Here is a 16,609-nt window from a genome sequence, read left to right on the forward strand (position 1 = left end):
AACAGCACAAAGGCACGTTTATGAAAATAGGTGAGCTATCAAAAAAAAGTGGGTGCTCTATTCAAACGATCCGTTTTTATGAAAAACAGGGGTTGTTTGAAGCTTGCAATCGCAGTGAAGGTAACTACAGAATTTACGACGCCTCATCGTTGAGGGCACTGCGATTTATTAAACAATGTCGCTCATTAGATTTGACCATAATAGAAATTAAACAGCTGTTGGATACAAAAAATAATCCCAATAAAAGTTGTTCCAGTGTGAACAATTTGATCCATCAACATATGGTTGACGTCACGCATCGCATTGCAGAGCTTGAGGAGCTAAAGCTTACCCTATCTGAGATGGCCTCGGCATGCACAGATAATAGAAAAGTTAAAGAATGTGGGGTATTGCAGTTGCTTGAAGAGTGATACTGATATCTATAAGTCTTATCGTTTTACCTTTGCCTACGGTTTCATAAGGTTACAGGTTCGACGAATTGAAATTCGATAAAGTAACTAATATACAATAAATAGCTACGTCCGCAATTTTGGGCTAAGCAGTCGTTCGACTGAGGTAGGTCGAACGACTGGTGATCGCTCTTTGTCGCTGCTCTATTGTCAATGTGCCAATGACCGCTTAACGTACACAAGAGACTGTCAGCTTTAGTCGCATTCTGTTATTGAAAATGTCAGACTAGATAATGACTAATCCAGATTAGGCCAATTCCCTCCCTCGCTTCGTATCACAGAGCTGGGCTAAACCTGACAATCAGCTCTGTGCCAATTTCAGCTCATCACGCTCTAGTATGAAAACGGCAGTAAAGTACGCTTAAAAGACCCTGTCTCAGCAGCGATGATCTTGTGATCGGCCAGAAACAGTTATTCGCAATAATTTCATTAGAAAACTAACAGCGATCTGAGTTCAGACCAAACTTTTCGTCAGGGAGGTTATTTTCATCATCATCAAACATGAATAAAGATCTTTTGTGGTCTTTTAGAGCGAGAAGAGCAACTTTGAAACATCTTTCGCACAAATCGAGATGATATGTGTTTCCGTCTTCTTTCGATTTCGACCCGTAGCCCCATTTTGCTTTTAACTCACCAAATTCTTCAACTCGGCCTTCACCAACGTCTGTCATCACGCTTTCTTTGCAAACGTCACAGACACGATCAACGACAGTTTCAACTATTCTTTCTTCGAAAATTTTCATTCGTACACCTTACATTCACATTGATACCGCAATAAATTACTCATGGGTTCCTCAACGGACTGTGTTGACCATATGTTCCATTTTGGAACCCATGAGTCATTTGTGAAGACGTGTTTGCTCAACGTCTCTTGATCGCTCGTTGCTAACTATCAGATTTGGGCCAACCCTTCGAGAAAATATGTCAGATAGGATATGACCCACTATATATCAGGATTCGGAAAGTTCTAGGCGCTAGTGACATGGACTGGTTAACGGTTTCAGTCTCTGACTCTTTCCTTTTCATTTACCTTATCAACTAAAGCTATTTCAAACTCACCGGACATCAATTGCAGTTGCTCTAGCCCTGTTAATTTTTTTTCAGCTGCACTGCCAAGGTATGCCCATTGCTCAATCTGCTCGGTAACAGTTTTAGGGTATCTTTCTAAAGCTGCTTCAGCTTGCGTAATTAGAAAGTTGTCGATATGTATATCAACAGTACCTTCATCAGTTGACGCCTCTGCTTTTTCATTATTTTTTGACATTATCTATTCTCCTAGCATTGTGATTAATTTTAAATTTAAGCTTGTCGTACATACGCTTACATTTGGTCAATTTGTCGAATTTGCATGTAAACCAACGATGATTACCAAATGCTTTGTCTAACGCATATTTACTAGGCAATTTATTGGTTGTTTCTAGTTGTTGTTTAAGGAAATATTTGAATTTTGGAAAAAGGGATGTGTCTCGCTTCTCCCAAATTTTTGTACTGTGATTAGCATGGTTGCCTTGGATGGGAAACGTAGCATCAAGCCATTTTTTGTCATATTGATATGCCCAGTTCAAAGCATTTCCTTGACGCTCTTTTAATTCTGCTCGGTTAATTAAGCCACTACGATTTAGCTCCTCATTTAAAGTCGCTCTTACGGCATCCCGCTTTTCATACATTCTTAAATATTGACGCCATAGACTTAGCCCATCAACAGACTGAACTACTCCAGTAATCGATGGTTCTGACACACCAAGTTTGGCTGCAATATCTTTACAACTCATATTTTCGATTGCCATTTTAGTTGCTTGTCGCTCTATATCAGCGGTGACAACTTGTTTTCGCTCAGTTGTTTTGACTCCAGTTCGGTTGGCTAATTGTTTTACATAGCCATGACTCACTTTCAAGCGCCTGCTTATCTCCGCAACGTTAAATTGATAACTTTGTAATAGTGCTATTGCTTGTGACTCAATAGTCTCAGACATCTTCAGGGGTTTAGGAGCAGGTATTGAGGGAGGCGATGATTCTTCGCGCACTCCTTTTACTGCAAATTCGAGCAAAATAGGTTTCAATGGATGGATACTTAAATCTTGGTCGAAAACTATTCGACGAATACTTCTGGTATTCAACACATTGGGAACACAAAGCGCTTCAGCTACTTCAATACAACGTTCTATCACTACAGGCATGCGAATATGCATTTGCGATGTCAGCAGCCCACGGGTCTTAAATAGACTTCTAAAGTGTTGCTGGCCAGCATTTTTAATAGTGTTGCTACGTAGCAATTGCAAAATATGCTTTGCAAACTCTATCTGGAGGGTATTAGCGCCTGAAGGAACAACAGATTGTATTGACTCAAAATAAAGCGGGAGGCGGTATTTTCTGGGGTTAAAAGGCACACTGGTTAATTCACTGCCATGTTTGTAGCATGCCCTAACACCCCACAATTGGTGTGACAAATGCCAAAACGCGATACCTATTTTAGACACGTCTTCTTTAGCACACTCAGGACAGTAATTACTTTTCGTTAATGAACCAAATGCCAACTGTGGTGAGCATGAAAGGTTTGCTATATTCATATCACCAGCGCCACACATTGACGCCTTCAGTGCGTCATGGCGGGCGTTATAAAGAATATGCAAAGGGTAAGCTGTATGGTTATGTAGAAGATGGTCTATGCCGTATTCTGAATGACGAGAGATATCCTGAATATGGCTAGGCAAAAGCTGATTTAAACACACCCCTTCATATCCGAACCAATCGCTCGCAGTATCTTTATATGAGACATCACCCCATAGCCAATGACACCGAGCAACATACGAAAACAAAGTTTCATCAGGTTGAATTCGCGGTGTGTTTAACGTCGTTGTCATCAACCTACCTCACGCTTTGTACTCAAACATATAAAACGATTTGAATAACAATAGTAGTAATGGGTGAACTTGCTTGCCGTTATCCATCATGGCTTTTATCCCCACATTTTCAGACTGAATTCGATACCAAAGCTCTTCGCGATGAAACGGAAACAATATATACAAGTAGCGCCTTAGCGCTTCTATCCATTGAGCACTCAGCCTTTTGTCCGTTTCAGTGTTTTTTACTTTGTAAAAAGAGCTTTCTAAAAACACGTTTCGGCACATTTCGAACAATTCGTTGCTGGCACTGTTATTTGACGCCATGACAAGTTCAGTTTCAAATTCAAGCCATCTGTGAAACATTGTAATCTCTGGCTGAATCCCACCTTCCTGTTGAAACGCACTTTCACTTTTCCCGTCAGGCACGGGTTGTATCCTTTGAAATTTTTGATGTAATACATCGCCATGTATTGAACAGGTAAAGACGGTTGCTAATTGATTACGGCTTTTCCAAATTGGAAACCCAAACCGTTCCAACTCTTCGTCTCGACATCGTTGGCAATATTTTAAAGGTGAAAACTTTGCTAGCGGCTTCTCCTCAGAGAAAAGAAGACGTGTCGTCCCCTTCCTCTTAAGCTGCTTTACAACGAATTGTTGATAAGTATCGTCGTTAATAAATGGCCGCCAAAAATTTCCACACAAGTGCTTATCGATGATGTCGCTAAATGGCACGCCTAGCACACCAGATTGTGAAAGTTTCAATGCCCAAAGAGGCAAGTAGCCCTCTGATGTTCGAGGCACTCCTAAGCTAAATGATTGGTAAAAGTCTTGCGGTTTTATAAACGAACCATACGATAACAGTCGTGAAACATAAGCAGGCAGGTATTCACCAGCTTTGATATTAATCGAGTTCGTCAACAACGATAAAGTATTACTGTCCATGAGTCCCCCCCGTTATAATAAAGGCGTCTTCGAAATCATCCTCATCTTCACATGAGTCCTCAACAGTAGTTTTATTTGCAGTGTTTTTTTGAGGTTTACTGGACGTCGCTTTACCGCTTAGCTTTTTACCCTTACTTTGAGATAGCTGAATAAAAGGCGTCTTTAATTCTTCAAAAGCGCCTTTTTCTTGGCTATAAGCTTCATGTATATGTTCGGCAGTGATATTTCCTGTCACTTCTCGTCGCAATAGATTTCCAACTATTGTTTTTAAGCGGCTTGCATTGCCTTCAGTGTAGTAATGAATAATATGATAAAAGTCATTATTAATATGGTCACTGTCCATACCAAGAAATGAAACAAACATCGTTTTCACCATGTCTCGCCAAAACGTTGAAGTGACTGAATCCGAATTTATTTCAATCATGCCATTATGAGCTAAACGCCGCCCTGTTTGCTCGGCAAACCCTTTTAGTTTTTCAGCTTCCGGCGTTCCTATAAATACAAGAGGAATACCTAATAGATTAAAAAGTTGTTCAAGGAATTCGTTAGTGACTTTTTGATTAGCATTAGCGGCTGTTCCTGATAATGCCCACTGAACATCATCGATGACAAGAACCCCTAAACAAGCCATCCGGCAAACCTTTATCATGTATAGGAAACGTTCATCTTCAACATATCGACTGGGGATCTTTGCCGCAAAAGAAGTGCCTAACACCTTATCTATTTCCTGAATGACATTACGATAAAATGCCTTTCTACTCGCGCCTTTACTCATATCAACTTTAACCCACGAAACTTGCCTTATCTCTCTTCCCCCAGTCAAAGGGCTTGGCGGGTGTTCGATTACAGTTGGGATAGTATCTAAGACGCTCTCCATTAGCGTTGTTTTGCCCCCTCCTGACCTCCCACGAATAAAAATTGAGTTCCCTGTTCCTTTCAGTTTTTTGGGCGCAGGAATCTTCTTTAAGTCAGCTAAATGAATATGCTTGTCATAGTCATACGATGCGGGGTGGCGTTTGACGTACCCCATCATCATGAGTAAACGAATTCGACTGTATAGTTCGTATGCGTGTGGAGGAGACATAAAAAAGCCAGTATCTAATCCCACTTCCATTCCGGCGCAATCCCACTCAGCAAAACCCAAGTTGTTGTCACACCGAACTGTGATTTTGTGACTTAAGTCATCTTCCGATAGAGCACGCTTCTCTATAGCTGTAACTAAGGGATTCCCTTTAACAAAAGTATCCATGAATGTGCTTGTTGACATAGGCTGCTTTGACTTACTCATCAGAACCTCCTTCTGAAGAAGAGTGGCCACCTAGTTCATCGCACTCAAAGCCAAACAAGGTGCGGGTATCATTAGTATCAAGGAGAGTCTCTATCTTGGCCTCGATTTTAGAGTTTTCGTCTATGCCTTTAGCCATAGATTTTTTGCCTTTAGCTTTTGACCCAACAGCGCTATTTTCTTTGCTTACCTCGACAACTTTTTCGGCCATATGAGAGTGTTCAAACCCACGACTTTGGCCGTTTAAACTTTTCTGCGCAGCCTCCACTCTTTCAAGTTGATGAATTTCAATTTCAGTCAACTCATCAAAGCGTTTATGTTCTGAAGCAAGATTAAATTCAACTATTGTAAAATCTTGATCAGGATCTGCGTACCAAGCAAATCTAAAATCATCGGGGTTATAACGCATTTTAATTGTGAAGCATGCTTTTTTGCTTTTCAGTTTCGCTTGTCGTTTGGCAAATACTTTATTGTTAGATCTAAAGCGAACCTTCACGTTTTTAGTATCCAATTCGATATAATCTTTAAAAACTTTCGCTTGCCCTTGATTTAACAATGCATATTTCACCTCCTCAACAGGCTTGGTTATGCCACCGCCGATATTAGTATCAATGTGTTGCGCCCAAATCGCGTTAGGAGTCGCCTTAATACCTTTAACGACGTCAGCACTATGTAACCGAGTACAATTAATTTTGCTGCGATTAGAAACAAGAATTGCCTCTATGATTAAACGGTTCAACTGCTCAATATTAATTTCAGATGTTGTGGAAGGGTGTACAGAATCTTTCGCTCGTTTGGGTTTCACACTGCCATCCAATCGTTGGATTACGATGTTATCAGTAGAATCAAATGACACCTCTACCGTACCTCTGGCACGACTTAAATAGGCGGGGGCATACGAAATCCCCTCAATACCTAAATCAGCTGCGAGGGCATCGGAAAAAACGGATTCTGAATAATCGGCCCCCCTATCAGAAAACAGGTATAGACAAATATGCTCACAAGCCCATTCACTTTTATCAATATGAATCCCATAGCGAGCACAAAATTTAACTTTGTCAGTAAAGGCATTGTACAAAGCTGACTTAGCAGCCATTGCATTGCGCTTAAAAGTAACGCTGAATCCAACAATTTTTCCCGAATAGACGTCTATCACATAATACAAATACGGACGGGCTAGACGTATTGTTTTTAATACTCCCGTGCCTTGATCACGAATTCGAGTAACAACATATACATTCAAGGTAGTTGAATCTATTTCGTATAAATAAGTTGGCCCGATAGTGGGGTCTTGAGCAACACCAAAGCGCGGAGCATCATCATTATGTGCCTTCTTAACTCCTTTACTGCATTCATTGAAATACTCAATGTCGACTGTTTTTTCAAAATGATAAGAGAATTGATCGTATGAGATATATTTCGATAAGTTGACATACCTTTGCGCAACATATTGCAATTCATCTGGCGCAGCGTCTTTACAGTATTTATTAATAAATATGGAATATAAGGATGTAATTTTGTAGTCAGGTTGATTTCTTAAATCGTTTGCTATGAATTTATCTAGCCTGCCTTGATCTTGTTGATTAAAAATTCGTCTTATGAAATAAGGCGAAATAGGATCATTACCTAAGTTTTTATTTGCTGCAACCATGAAATTTGCGGGTAGCGGCCTGCCTACACCGGAATTAAAATGGCCGGGTAAAAGAGCTGTAATATGCGAGCCATAAGCGAGGTATAAATTCAACCAATTATAAATTGATTGAGGCGTACAACTTGCCCGTATAGCGCAAGCTTCAATGTCTTCTGTAAGAGGAACACCACGAATATAAAGCTCAAGTTTGGACTCAATATTCTGCTCAGTTGACCCGACAATGGGAAGTATTGCGTTATAGCAAGCTTGCGCTCTTGACCATGCGTTTTCACTAGCCTTTTCAACAACCTTTCTCTTATTAAAATTATTGAGTTCGAAATTAAAATTTTCCCAAGCGAAACCCTGTATTGCACTCCCGAATGTGATCAAAAAAGGTTTATTTGGCTTGTTTTTTTGTAGTGATAACGCCAGCTCGTTTAAGCTAGGGAATATTTTGACTACTGTATAGCGCATATCTCCATGCGTTATTACACTGTTCACTGGAATGTCGGCGATATGAAAGATATCAGAGGTATGTACACTTACCTTATTTTTATCTGTTATAGCTGCCATGCGAAGTCCTCCCCCTCGAAAACATATCCACCACCTGCTAAAGGCTTGAAAAGATCAACGCGTAACTTTTTAGTCCACACAAAATGCCAAAAAGCTGCATATAAACGACCTTCCGGCAAACTGGTCTCCATTGATAGGTTTGCTATCACATCAACTAACCTAAGCTTGCGTTGTTTGCCATAATTCAGCGTTTTAATAAAGTGAGCTAATAGAGAAACCTTCAGAACTGGGGGGATGTCAAGATTACGGTGTACTCGTGCGCAGGTGAGGTTTTCAACAAGGTTTTTATCAAACATCCAAAAGGCACTCGTTATAATTTGAAATTCAACACCTTTTAGCTCTTCCCAATAGTACTTTTCGATACGTAGCTTATCTTGTGTTCTTTCGACAACCCTATCATTACCATCATAAGGGACTATGTCCTTTTCATACTTCAAAGAGCACGCGACAGTCTTTACTTCCCCAGTACTGCTGTCGACTAAATCAAACAAAAAATCGGTTGTCATAATTGCAGCTTGGAATCCCTTGTTGTGATCAGCAACGGATGCACTTGGCTCGTATCGCGGGTGCATTAAATTGAGGCTGACAGCCACTTCCAATGTTTTTTTTACCTTGAGCAAAGGAAACTGAGTTTTAACGTTTGAAACGTTAGATAAAAAGCTCAGTACTAAGCCAAATTTACGCTCTAGCTCACTAAAGTACTCGTGACGTTGAGAGAACAGATCGAGCTGTTCACTTGTCGCTTTACCGAAAGATGAAAATTGACGTGCGGATCTGAAGGGTAAATATCCTCCAGCGAATTTTACTCGCGCTCTATATTCCGATATGTGCTTGTAAGTAAGCTTAGTGGGACTAGGCTGCGTTAACTTTGGTTTAGATTCTGGTTTAAGTTTCATTACTATTATTCCTGTTCATCAAACCCACTAATTATGGCATTTGACACTAGTAATAAAATATAGCAGAGTTTCAGAGCGGAATTATTGGCTTTACCAATAAAATCAATATCTTATAATAACAAAAAATCTTCAAAAGTCAATTTCACCATAAAACGGAGCAACATAAAACTTACACTTATGAGGATCTAAATCTAAATACCTACCCAAACCGACAAATATCACAAAAACTTCGTTTGTCAACAAAGGGTGAATTGGTAACACCAACAATTACAATAAGTTAAGAGGAATCGAAATGAGGATCAGTGAAGATGATTTAATATATTTTTCAACTTTTGTAGCTAAATTTAAAAACAGAAAAGATGCTTTCAGAGAGTTTAAAAAACTTGAAACTGAAGGAGCTTTCACAAATAAAAAGGAGGTTTCCAGAGTAAAAAATAATTCAAAAATAAATAAATAAAAATGTCTCCACACAACTTTATTCATTTGTAGATTCCCGAATTTTCCCATATTCTCTCATTAGCACTTTTTGTGAGACTGACAATGACAGAGCAAATTTTGACCCTGAAAGAGGTGGCAGCGTATCTAAAGCTAACGGAAAAGACGGCGTATCGATTAGCGGCTGATAAGACACTGCCGGGATTTAAAGTCGGCGGGTCATGGCGGTTCAAGTCTTCGGATTTAGAAGCGTGGATAGAAAATCAAAAGGACAAGGAATGATCCCAAATTATCAGCAATTCATGCGACCATTTTTAGAGGTTGTACAAGCAAATAATGGTAATGAAGTTAAACTACGAGACGCTATCAATCACCTTGCTGATACATTTGACTTAACTGACGAAGAACGCAATGAGACGTTATCCAGCGGAAGGCAAAGTATCTTAGATAATCGTATTGGCTGGGCGCGAACTTACCTTACTAAAGCTGGCCTATTAAAAGCGACTAAAAGGGCACATTTTGTAATCACCGCGCGAGGCATTCAAGCTCTACAAGACACTAATGCTGTCATCAATAACGAATACCTCAAGCAATTTGACGAATTCATTGCATTCAAAGAACAGAAAAACGAAGCCAGTGAGACTCTAACAGTAAAGAAACAAGATCCCCTCCTAACATCTACAACAAGTGATATAACGCCAGACGAAGCGTTACTGGACGCATACAAGACCATTAACGAAGCACTGGCCTTAGAACTGATATCCCGCACTCGTGAAGCCACCCCAGCCTTTTTTGAAGATCTGCTTATCGAGTTGCTATTAGCAATGGGTTACGGCGGCACGGGGGAAGGCGCGGCGCACGCACTAGGCAAAAGTGGTGACAACGGTATTGATGGCGTCATCGACCAAGACCCCCTTGGCGTTGACCAAATTTATATACAAGCCAAACGTTATGCTGAAGGTAATAACGTTGGTGCTGGTGATGTTCGAGATTTTTTTGGTGCATTGAATCTTAAACGTGCGCAAAAAGGTATTTTTATCACAACTTCAGATTTCACAACATCAGCACAAGATACTGCCAATAATTTAGGTACTCGAATCGTTTTAATTAATGGTAAAGAGCTAGCCAAGCTCATGCTGCGATACAACATTGGTAGTAGAGACGAACAGGTATTGCACCTGAAGAAAATCGACGAAGAGTTTTTTGACGAAATTTAGGACTTTATATGGATATTGAAGGCTTACAACCAGAAGCCCAAGCGAGAATAACGATAGATGAAAAGCTCAAGCTCGCTGGGTGGAAAGTACAAACTTGGCCTAACACCAACCTTGGTGAAGGGGTAGGTGTTGCTATTCGCGAATATCCAGTTGATAGTGGTAAAGGTAAATATACCGATAGCGCTGATTACCTGCTATTTATTAATCGTAAAGCAGTAGGCGTTATTGAAGCCAAAAAAGACGAAACTATTTTATCCCAAGTGGAAGACCAAACACTTCGCTACGCAAGCAGTAAAATTAAATTTCAGTTTAACAAAGATCCCCTGTCATTCTTATTCGAAGCTACAAGCCAAGTTATTCACTATACCGATTTAAGAGATCCTGCCCCCAGAGCAAGAGAAATTTTCCACTTTTTCAAACCAGAAACATTGCAGGAGTATTTACAACAAAGTAATTCACTTCGCCATCGTCTTAAAAACGAAATTCCAGAATTACCTAAAGCCAAACTTCGAGAATGCCAAATAAGCGCAATTACAGGTTTAGAAAAATCTTTGGCTGATAACCGACCTCGTTCACTAATTCATATGGCGACAGGTGCAGGTAAAACGTTCACTGCCATTAATTCTGTATACCGTTTAATAAATAATGGTGGCGCTAAGCGAATATTATTTTTAGTTGATACCAGAAATTTAGGTAAACAAGCACAGCAAGAATTTCATGCCTTTAAGCCACAAGGTAAAGAAACCTTCTTCCATGAAAACCATATAGTGCAGCGATTAAGCAGCAGTACCATTGATAGTGCGGCTGAAGTTTGTATTTGCACTATTCAACGCATGTACTCAATTTTAAGTGGTAAGCCTATTGATGAAAGTGCAGAAGATTTATCACTTCATGAAATTAAGCAAAATAAACAGCAAGCTAAATTAGTCAAATATAATCCAGCAGTCTCGATAGAAACGTTTGATTTTATTATTGTTGATGAGTGTCACCGCTCAATATACAACTTATGGAAACAGGTCCTAGACTATTTTGATGCCTTTATTATTGGTTTAACAGCCACTCCAGATAAACGCACACTTGGTTTTTTCAACGAGAATATCGTTGCCGAATATAGCTATGAAGATTCTGTGCTTGATGGCGTAAACGTTGGCTATGACGTTTATGAAATTGAAACTGAAATTGGCAATAAAGGTGCTGAACTAAAGGCAAAAGAATGGCTTGATCATCGTGACAAATTAACGCGTAAAAAACGTTGGGCACAAGCAGAAGAAGAAAATACGTATACCAGCAAAGAACTAGACCGTTCTGTCGTAAATACCAGTCAAATTCGCCAAGTTATTAAAGCGATGAAAAAAGCGGTTGAAACAGAAATATTCCCTAGTCGAAAAGAAGTCCCTAAAACACTCATATTTGCTAAAACAGATAGCCATGCAGACGATATTATCCAAATTGTTCGAGAAGAATACGGGCAAGGTAATGAGTTTTGTAAAAAGGTCACTTACAGCGCAAAAGATCCAGATGCCATACTTAATGACTTCCGCAATGACTTTAATCCTCGTATTACCGTTACAGTCGATATGATAGCCACAGGTACAGACGTAAAACCATTAGAAGTACTGCTCTTTATGCGAGATGTTCGCAGCAAAGGTTACTACGAGCAAATGAAAGGCCGAGGGGTCAGGAGTTTAGGTTTTGAAGACTTACATAATGTAAGTAAAAGCGCGACTAGCGCTAAAGATAGATTTGTACTTATTGATGCAGTCGGTGTTGAAAAATCTCAAAAAACAGAAAGCCGCCCGTTAGAACGCAATCCAAACCTTTCAATGAAAGACTTACTGCAAGGTGTAGCTATGGGACATCGTGATGATGACACCATACAAAGCTTAGCAAACCGTTTAACGCGTTTAGGAAAGCAAATTGATAAACGTGGTCACGATAAAATTGAAAAACTAACAAACAAACCTATTGCTCAATTAGCTAGAGAGCTATTAACGTCACTAGACCCTGACGCAATTAACCAACAAGCATTAGCTAATGCTAAGCAACAAGGTATAACTCGAAGTGAAGATTCTTTAACAGATAATGAACGTGAAACAGCAAAGCAACAATTAATTGACAAAGCCTGTGAAAGCTTTGATAACCCTGATGCGCGGGAGGTAATTGAATCGGCAAGGCGGGAACGAGAACAATTAATTGATCACATAAACCTCGATACCGTAACGTATGCAGGTTACAGCAATCAAGCAGAAGAAAACGCTGAAAAAGTCATACAAAGCTTTAAAGACTTTATCGAGCTACATAAAGAAGATATTCAAGCGTTAAGCTTTTTTTACCAGCAGCCTTATCAACGTAGGCCATTAACATTTTCTATGCTGGAAGAACTTCACGAGACATTAAATAAACCACCATTGTTACTGACAACAGAAAAACTATGGAATGCCTATGAGCGCATTAATCCAACAAACAGTAATAAAAAAAATAAAAAGGCAAACACCCAAAGACAACTAACCGATATAATCTCACTCATTAAGTTTGCCATTGGATTAGATGAAGAATTAAAACCATTTGCTGAACATATTGATAGCAAGTTTAAAAAATGGATTTTCCGTCATAACGCCCAACGAAAAACCGCCTTTACCGAAGAACAAACAGGTTGGTTAAGGTTGATAAAAGACCACATCGCTGCCAGTTGTTTTATTGAAAGAGACGATTTTGACTACAGCCCCTTTTCTGACCATGGCGGGTTACAAAAAGTGTGGCGCTTATTTAGTAGCGAAAATAAAAACGAATTAGATAGCCTAATGGCTGAAATGAATCAGGAATTAATTGCGTGAGTAATAATATAAACTTACCACAAGGTTGGGAGGTTTCGCAGATTGGAGAAGTATGTGAACCCTCACAGTACGGGTATACTGCGAAGGCTGGCACTAAAGGTAATTATCATTACCTTAGAACAACCGATATTACAAAAAGTGAACTAGATTGGTCAAATGTACCTTTTTGTGAAATATCAGATGAGGAAGCTACTAAATACCTTCTGAAAGACAATGATGTCGTTATCTCCCGTGCTGGCTCTATCGGCTATTCATACTTAATATCAAAAGCAAAAAAGTCTGTTTTTGCGTCCTATTTGATAAGGTTTCGGCCCTTGTTAAATCCAAAATATTTTAGATACTTTTTGGATTCTCAGCAGTATTGGAATGCTATTTCAGCAGGAAGCTCAGGGATAGCAGTCCAAAATGTAAATGCTAAAACTCTTTCTCTTATCGATTTGCCGATAGCACCGGAAAAGGAACAAGCCCGAATAGTTGAAAGACTCGATGAACTTTTTTCAGAGTTAGACGCAGGTGTAAATGAACTTAAATCCGCTCAAAAAAAATTAACTCTATATCGCCACTCATTGCTGAAAAGTGCTGTAGAGGGAGTTTTAACTCAAAAATGGCGCAATGAAAACAAAGAAAGAATAGATGAAACGGGTGCAGAATTACTAGAGCGTATTCTTATTGAACACAAAGAACGCTGGGTACAGCAAAAGCTAGAAGAATTTAAAGCAAAAGATAAAACGCTCCCTAAAAACTGGCAAGACAAATACTCAGCACCAATAAAGCCAGATGCTTCCAAATTACCTGAATTACCTCAAGGTTGGGCTTGGGCAAGTTTGTCACAGTTGGTAGAAATAATACAAATTGGTCCGTTTGGTTCTTTGCTTCATAAAAGCGATTATATATCTGGGGGAATTCCTTTAATAAACCCGACTCATATAAAAAATCTTGCGATTGAACCTGATAACAACCTGACCATCACTGAAGAAAAGCGAGTTGCTTTAAACAAATATGTAATGTCTGAGGGAGATATTATTATAGGTCGCAGGGGAGAAATGGGTCGGTGTGCACTTGTTACTGATAAAGAGAATGGTTGGCTATGCGGTACAGGAAGTTTATTTGTTCGGTTACTGAAAAGTCTAAATCCAGAGTTTTATACTTGGGTGCTAAGCTCCAAAAGAACAAAAGACTATCTGGCTGAAGTAAGTGTTGGCACCACGATGCAAAACTTAAATCAAAAAATACTCCATAGTATTCCCGTGCCTCTTTTATCTAAAGCTGAGCAAATAGCTGCTTCAGAAATACTCCATAACGAGTATGAAAGAATTGATAGGCAAATTCAAGATATTGAAATAGCACTAAAGCAATCAAATGCTCAACGTAAGAACATACTGAAATCAGCTTTTTCAGGTCAACTTGTATCTCAAGATACAAACGACGAACCTGCATCAGTATTGTTAGAAAAAATCAAAAAAGAACGAGAGGAGTTAGCGAAACAAGCTAAACCTAAGAAAACACGCCAACCTAAAAAAAAAGTTAATATGATGGATACGTTATTAGAAGTTTTAACGGCAGAAGATAGATGGATTGACGCTCAAGAAGCATTTAAAAAATGCGGTATTGTTGATGGTACTTCAACAGACAGGGTAGAAGAAATTTACACGGAATTACGAAAACTTGAAAAAGCAGGTCAAATTGAAGTTGAGCGCAACGGTAGTTATGACCAAATAAGACTTATCAAGCAAGCAGTTAAGGAAGATTAATGCGATTAGCCTCATTTACTATTGGCTCAGAGCGAGATGGTATTCGACAGCAGTTTAAAAACCTTAAAAACGTTACCATCGACTTTGAAGAAGAAGAATGGATCACGCTAGTCATCGGTTGGAATGGCACGGGTAAATCAAACGTACTTGAGGCGTTAGCGGTACTGTTTCGTGATTTAATCATGGGCAAAAATGATAAAGGCGAAAAAGATAAACCTTCCTTTGCTTATAGCCTACGATATTTTTGCCATGAAAAAGAGATAAAGATTGACGCTGACCCTGACATTGCAAAAGAGACTTATAAAGTCAGTTACAAAGATCTAGGTGAAGTTAGAACAGAACAAACGTTACAAGCTGACCTATTAAGTTTATTAACAGGTGAGCCTGAGTTAGCTTCAATTAAATTTGCTGAATTTAAAAAACGACAAGACGACTTTTTACCTAAATATGTTTTCGGTTACTATTCTGGCCACAGTGACAGAATGCAGTCTGTGTTTAGGCCGTACCTCCAGCAATATGATAAAAAACTTCGAAATGCCAAATCAGAAGATCCCGGCTTAAGACGATTGTTTTATGCGTTACCTGTGCATAGCCAGTTTGTACTTTTAGCGTTTGTATTAAAACAAGATGATTTAGTCAGGCACTTTTTAGACACACAGTTGGGCTTAGAGACCGATCAAAATGCAGAAAGCATAGACTCGGTTCTATTAGAACTAAATGAACCATCTTGGAACCTAAATAAAAGTAAAACACCTAAAGGTAGCCATGATGCTTGCCAAGAGACACCTGATATATTCTGGGGTGCAGAAGGGGTTGTTCGTGAATTCCTAGATCGTGTACATGAAGTTTCTACGGCACCAATAAAAATAAAAAGAAAAGATGAAGCTACTTTATGGAATAAAAAAGATCGTGAATACCTTTATATGTTTATCAAAGATATTAGCAAATTGGATGAACTGGTTGGCGAACAAGAACCAAGGGAATTTTTCCGTGATCTTGAAAGTACATACGTATCTGAGTTAATCAGTGAAGTACGTATCAGAGTCAAACTTAAAAAGAACGATGGTAGTGTCACTTTTAGAGAGTTAAGTGAAGGTGAACAACAGCTATTAACGGTTTTGGGGTTATTAAGATTTACTGCTGAAGAAGAAAGCCTCTTCTTACTTGATGAGCCAGATACTCACTTGAATCCTAAATGGAGTGTTGACTATATTGATTACTTGAACAAATTCGTGACCTCAGGATCTAAAGGTGAAAATAATAGCCACATAGTACTCACCACTCATAACCCTATTGCTATTGCTGAATTAACACGCGATCAAGTACAAATCCTTAATCGTGACGAAGAATCAAGAACAATTGCATCGCACAAACCGCATGATGATCCACAAGGTATGGGATACGCAGGGATCATTACTAGTGATATGTTTGGCCTTGGCTCAGCACTCGATAAAAGATCTCAGAAACGCTTAGAGACATACAGAGCTTTAACTAGCATAGAAGACAAAACCACTTTTCAGAAGATGCGTTTACAGATTCTCGTAAAATGGCTGGATAAAGACGGGTTCACGCTGACTCAACGTGATGACGATTACGAGAGGTATATTAAATTTAGAAATCAAATTCTAAAAGAAGAATGTGACACGGAAGATTACCGAAAATTAGCGAAACATGCGCTTAGCCTGTCAAAAGAAGATAGGGATGCTCTCGCAAAAGAAGCTATAGACATGGCATTTTCTAAGAGTAGTAATTAA

At 39.2% G+C, this 16,609-nt stretch carries 14 protein-coding genes; 7 read left to right on the forward strand and 7 right to left on the reverse strand.

The features are described 5' to 3' along the window. Positions 1-20 precede the first annotated feature (20 nt). The gene (gene cadR, locus JKP82_RS05840) at positions 21-410 is read left to right on the forward strand and encodes a Cd(II)/Pb(II)-responsive transcriptional regulator (RefSeq protein ID WP_013755210.1); all 390 of its coding nucleotides are present in this window, start codon (positions 21-23) and stop codon (positions 408-410) included. 476 nt (positions 411-886) lie between these two features. Here cadR and JKP82_RS05845 read toward each other — a convergent pair whose 3' ends face one another. The 7 genes from JKP82_RS05845 to JKP82_RS05875 all read right to left on the reverse strand — a co-directional run bounded on the left by JKP82_RS05845 (position 887) and on the right by JKP82_RS05875 (position 8,618). Then, positions 887-1,192, reverse strand: a complete 306-nt coding sequence (locus tag JKP82_RS05845) for a hypothetical protein (RefSeq protein WP_159528867.1) — start codon at positions 1,190-1,192, stop codon at positions 887-889. A gap of 257 nt (positions 1,193-1,449) precedes the next feature. Continuing rightward, positions 1,450-1,713, reverse strand: coding sequence for a hypothetical protein (locus tag JKP82_RS05850; RefSeq protein WP_159528865.1), 264 nt, complete (start codon positions 1,711-1,713; stop codon positions 1,450-1,452). After that, positions 1,700-3,310, reverse strand: coding sequence for a TnsD family Tn7-like transposition protein (locus JKP82_RS05855; RefSeq protein WP_258544343.1), 1,611 nt, complete (start codon positions 3,308-3,310; stop codon positions 1,700-1,702). Before JKP82_RS05855 ends, JKP82_RS05850 begins: the two co-directional genes overlap by 14 nt. Positions 3,311-3,319: 9 nt before the next feature. Next, positions 3,320-4,234: a hypothetical protein gene (locus JKP82_RS05860; protein WP_218396201.1), complete on the reverse strand. Its 915-nt coding sequence runs from the start codon at positions 4,232-4,234 to the stop codon at positions 3,320-3,322. Beyond that, positions 4,224-5,522, reverse strand: coding sequence for an ATP-binding protein (locus JKP82_RS05865; RefSeq protein WP_218396203.1), 1,299 nt, complete (start codon positions 5,520-5,522; stop codon positions 4,224-4,226). Before JKP82_RS05865 ends, JKP82_RS05860 begins: the two co-directional genes overlap by 11 nt. Beyond that, positions 5,515-7,722, reverse strand: coding sequence for a TnsB C-terminal domain-containing protein (locus JKP82_RS05870; RefSeq protein WP_218396204.1), 2,208 nt, complete (start codon positions 7,720-7,722; stop codon positions 5,515-5,517). Before JKP82_RS05870 ends, JKP82_RS05865 begins: the two co-directional genes overlap by 8 nt. Continuing rightward, positions 7,710-8,618, reverse strand: coding sequence for a TnsA endonuclease N-terminal domain-containing protein (locus tag JKP82_RS05875; RefSeq protein WP_218396205.1), 909 nt, complete (start codon positions 8,616-8,618; stop codon positions 7,710-7,712). The genes JKP82_RS05870 and JKP82_RS05875 overlap by 13 nt, the downstream gene beginning before the upstream one ends. A gap of 292 nt (positions 8,619-8,910) precedes the next feature. Between JKP82_RS05875 and JKP82_RS05880 the strand changes: the two genes are divergently transcribed. From JKP82_RS05880 to JKP82_RS05905, 6 genes are all read left to right on the forward strand, one after another. Next, positions 8,911-9,075, forward strand: a complete 165-nt coding sequence (locus JKP82_RS05880) for a hypothetical protein (RefSeq protein ID WP_218396207.1) — start codon at positions 8,911-8,913, stop codon at positions 9,073-9,075. An 83-nt stretch (positions 9,076-9,158) separates the two neighbouring features. Further along, the gene (gene mads1 / locus JKP82_RS05885; RefSeq protein ID WP_218396209.1) at positions 9,159-9,335 is read left to right on the forward strand and encodes a methylation-associated defense system helix-turn-helix domain-containing protein MAD1; all 177 of its coding nucleotides are present in this window, start codon (positions 9,159-9,161) and stop codon (positions 9,333-9,335) included. Beyond that, positions 9,332-10,270, forward strand: a complete 939-nt coding sequence (locus JKP82_RS05890) for a restriction endonuclease (protein ID WP_218396211.1) — start codon at positions 9,332-9,334, stop codon at positions 10,268-10,270. Before mads1 ends, JKP82_RS05890 begins: the two co-directional genes overlap by 4 nt. A gap of 8 nt (positions 10,271-10,278) precedes the next feature. Further along, a complete protein-coding gene (locus tag JKP82_RS05895) occupies positions 10,279-13,104 on the forward strand; it encodes a type I restriction endonuclease subunit R (RefSeq protein WP_218396212.1) in 2,826 nt (941 codons plus the stop codon). Further along, positions 13,101-14,855 (forward strand): restriction endonuclease subunit S, encoded by a 1,755-nt coding sequence (locus tag JKP82_RS05900; RefSeq protein WP_218396213.1) that lies wholly within the window; start codon positions 13,101-13,103, stop codon positions 14,853-14,855. The genes JKP82_RS05895 and JKP82_RS05900 overlap by 4 nt, the downstream gene beginning before the upstream one ends. Continuing rightward, on the forward strand, positions 14,855-16,609 hold the full coding sequence (locus JKP82_RS05905; protein WP_218396214.1) for an AAA family ATPase: 1,755 nt from the start codon (positions 14,855-14,857) through the stop codon (positions 16,607-16,609). Before JKP82_RS05900 ends, JKP82_RS05905 begins: the two co-directional genes overlap by 1 nt.

The organism is Alteromonas lipotrueae, assembly GCF_019249215.1.
GTDB lineage: Bacteria > Pseudomonadota > Gammaproteobacteria > Enterobacterales > Alteromonadaceae > Alteromonas > Alteromonas lipotrueae.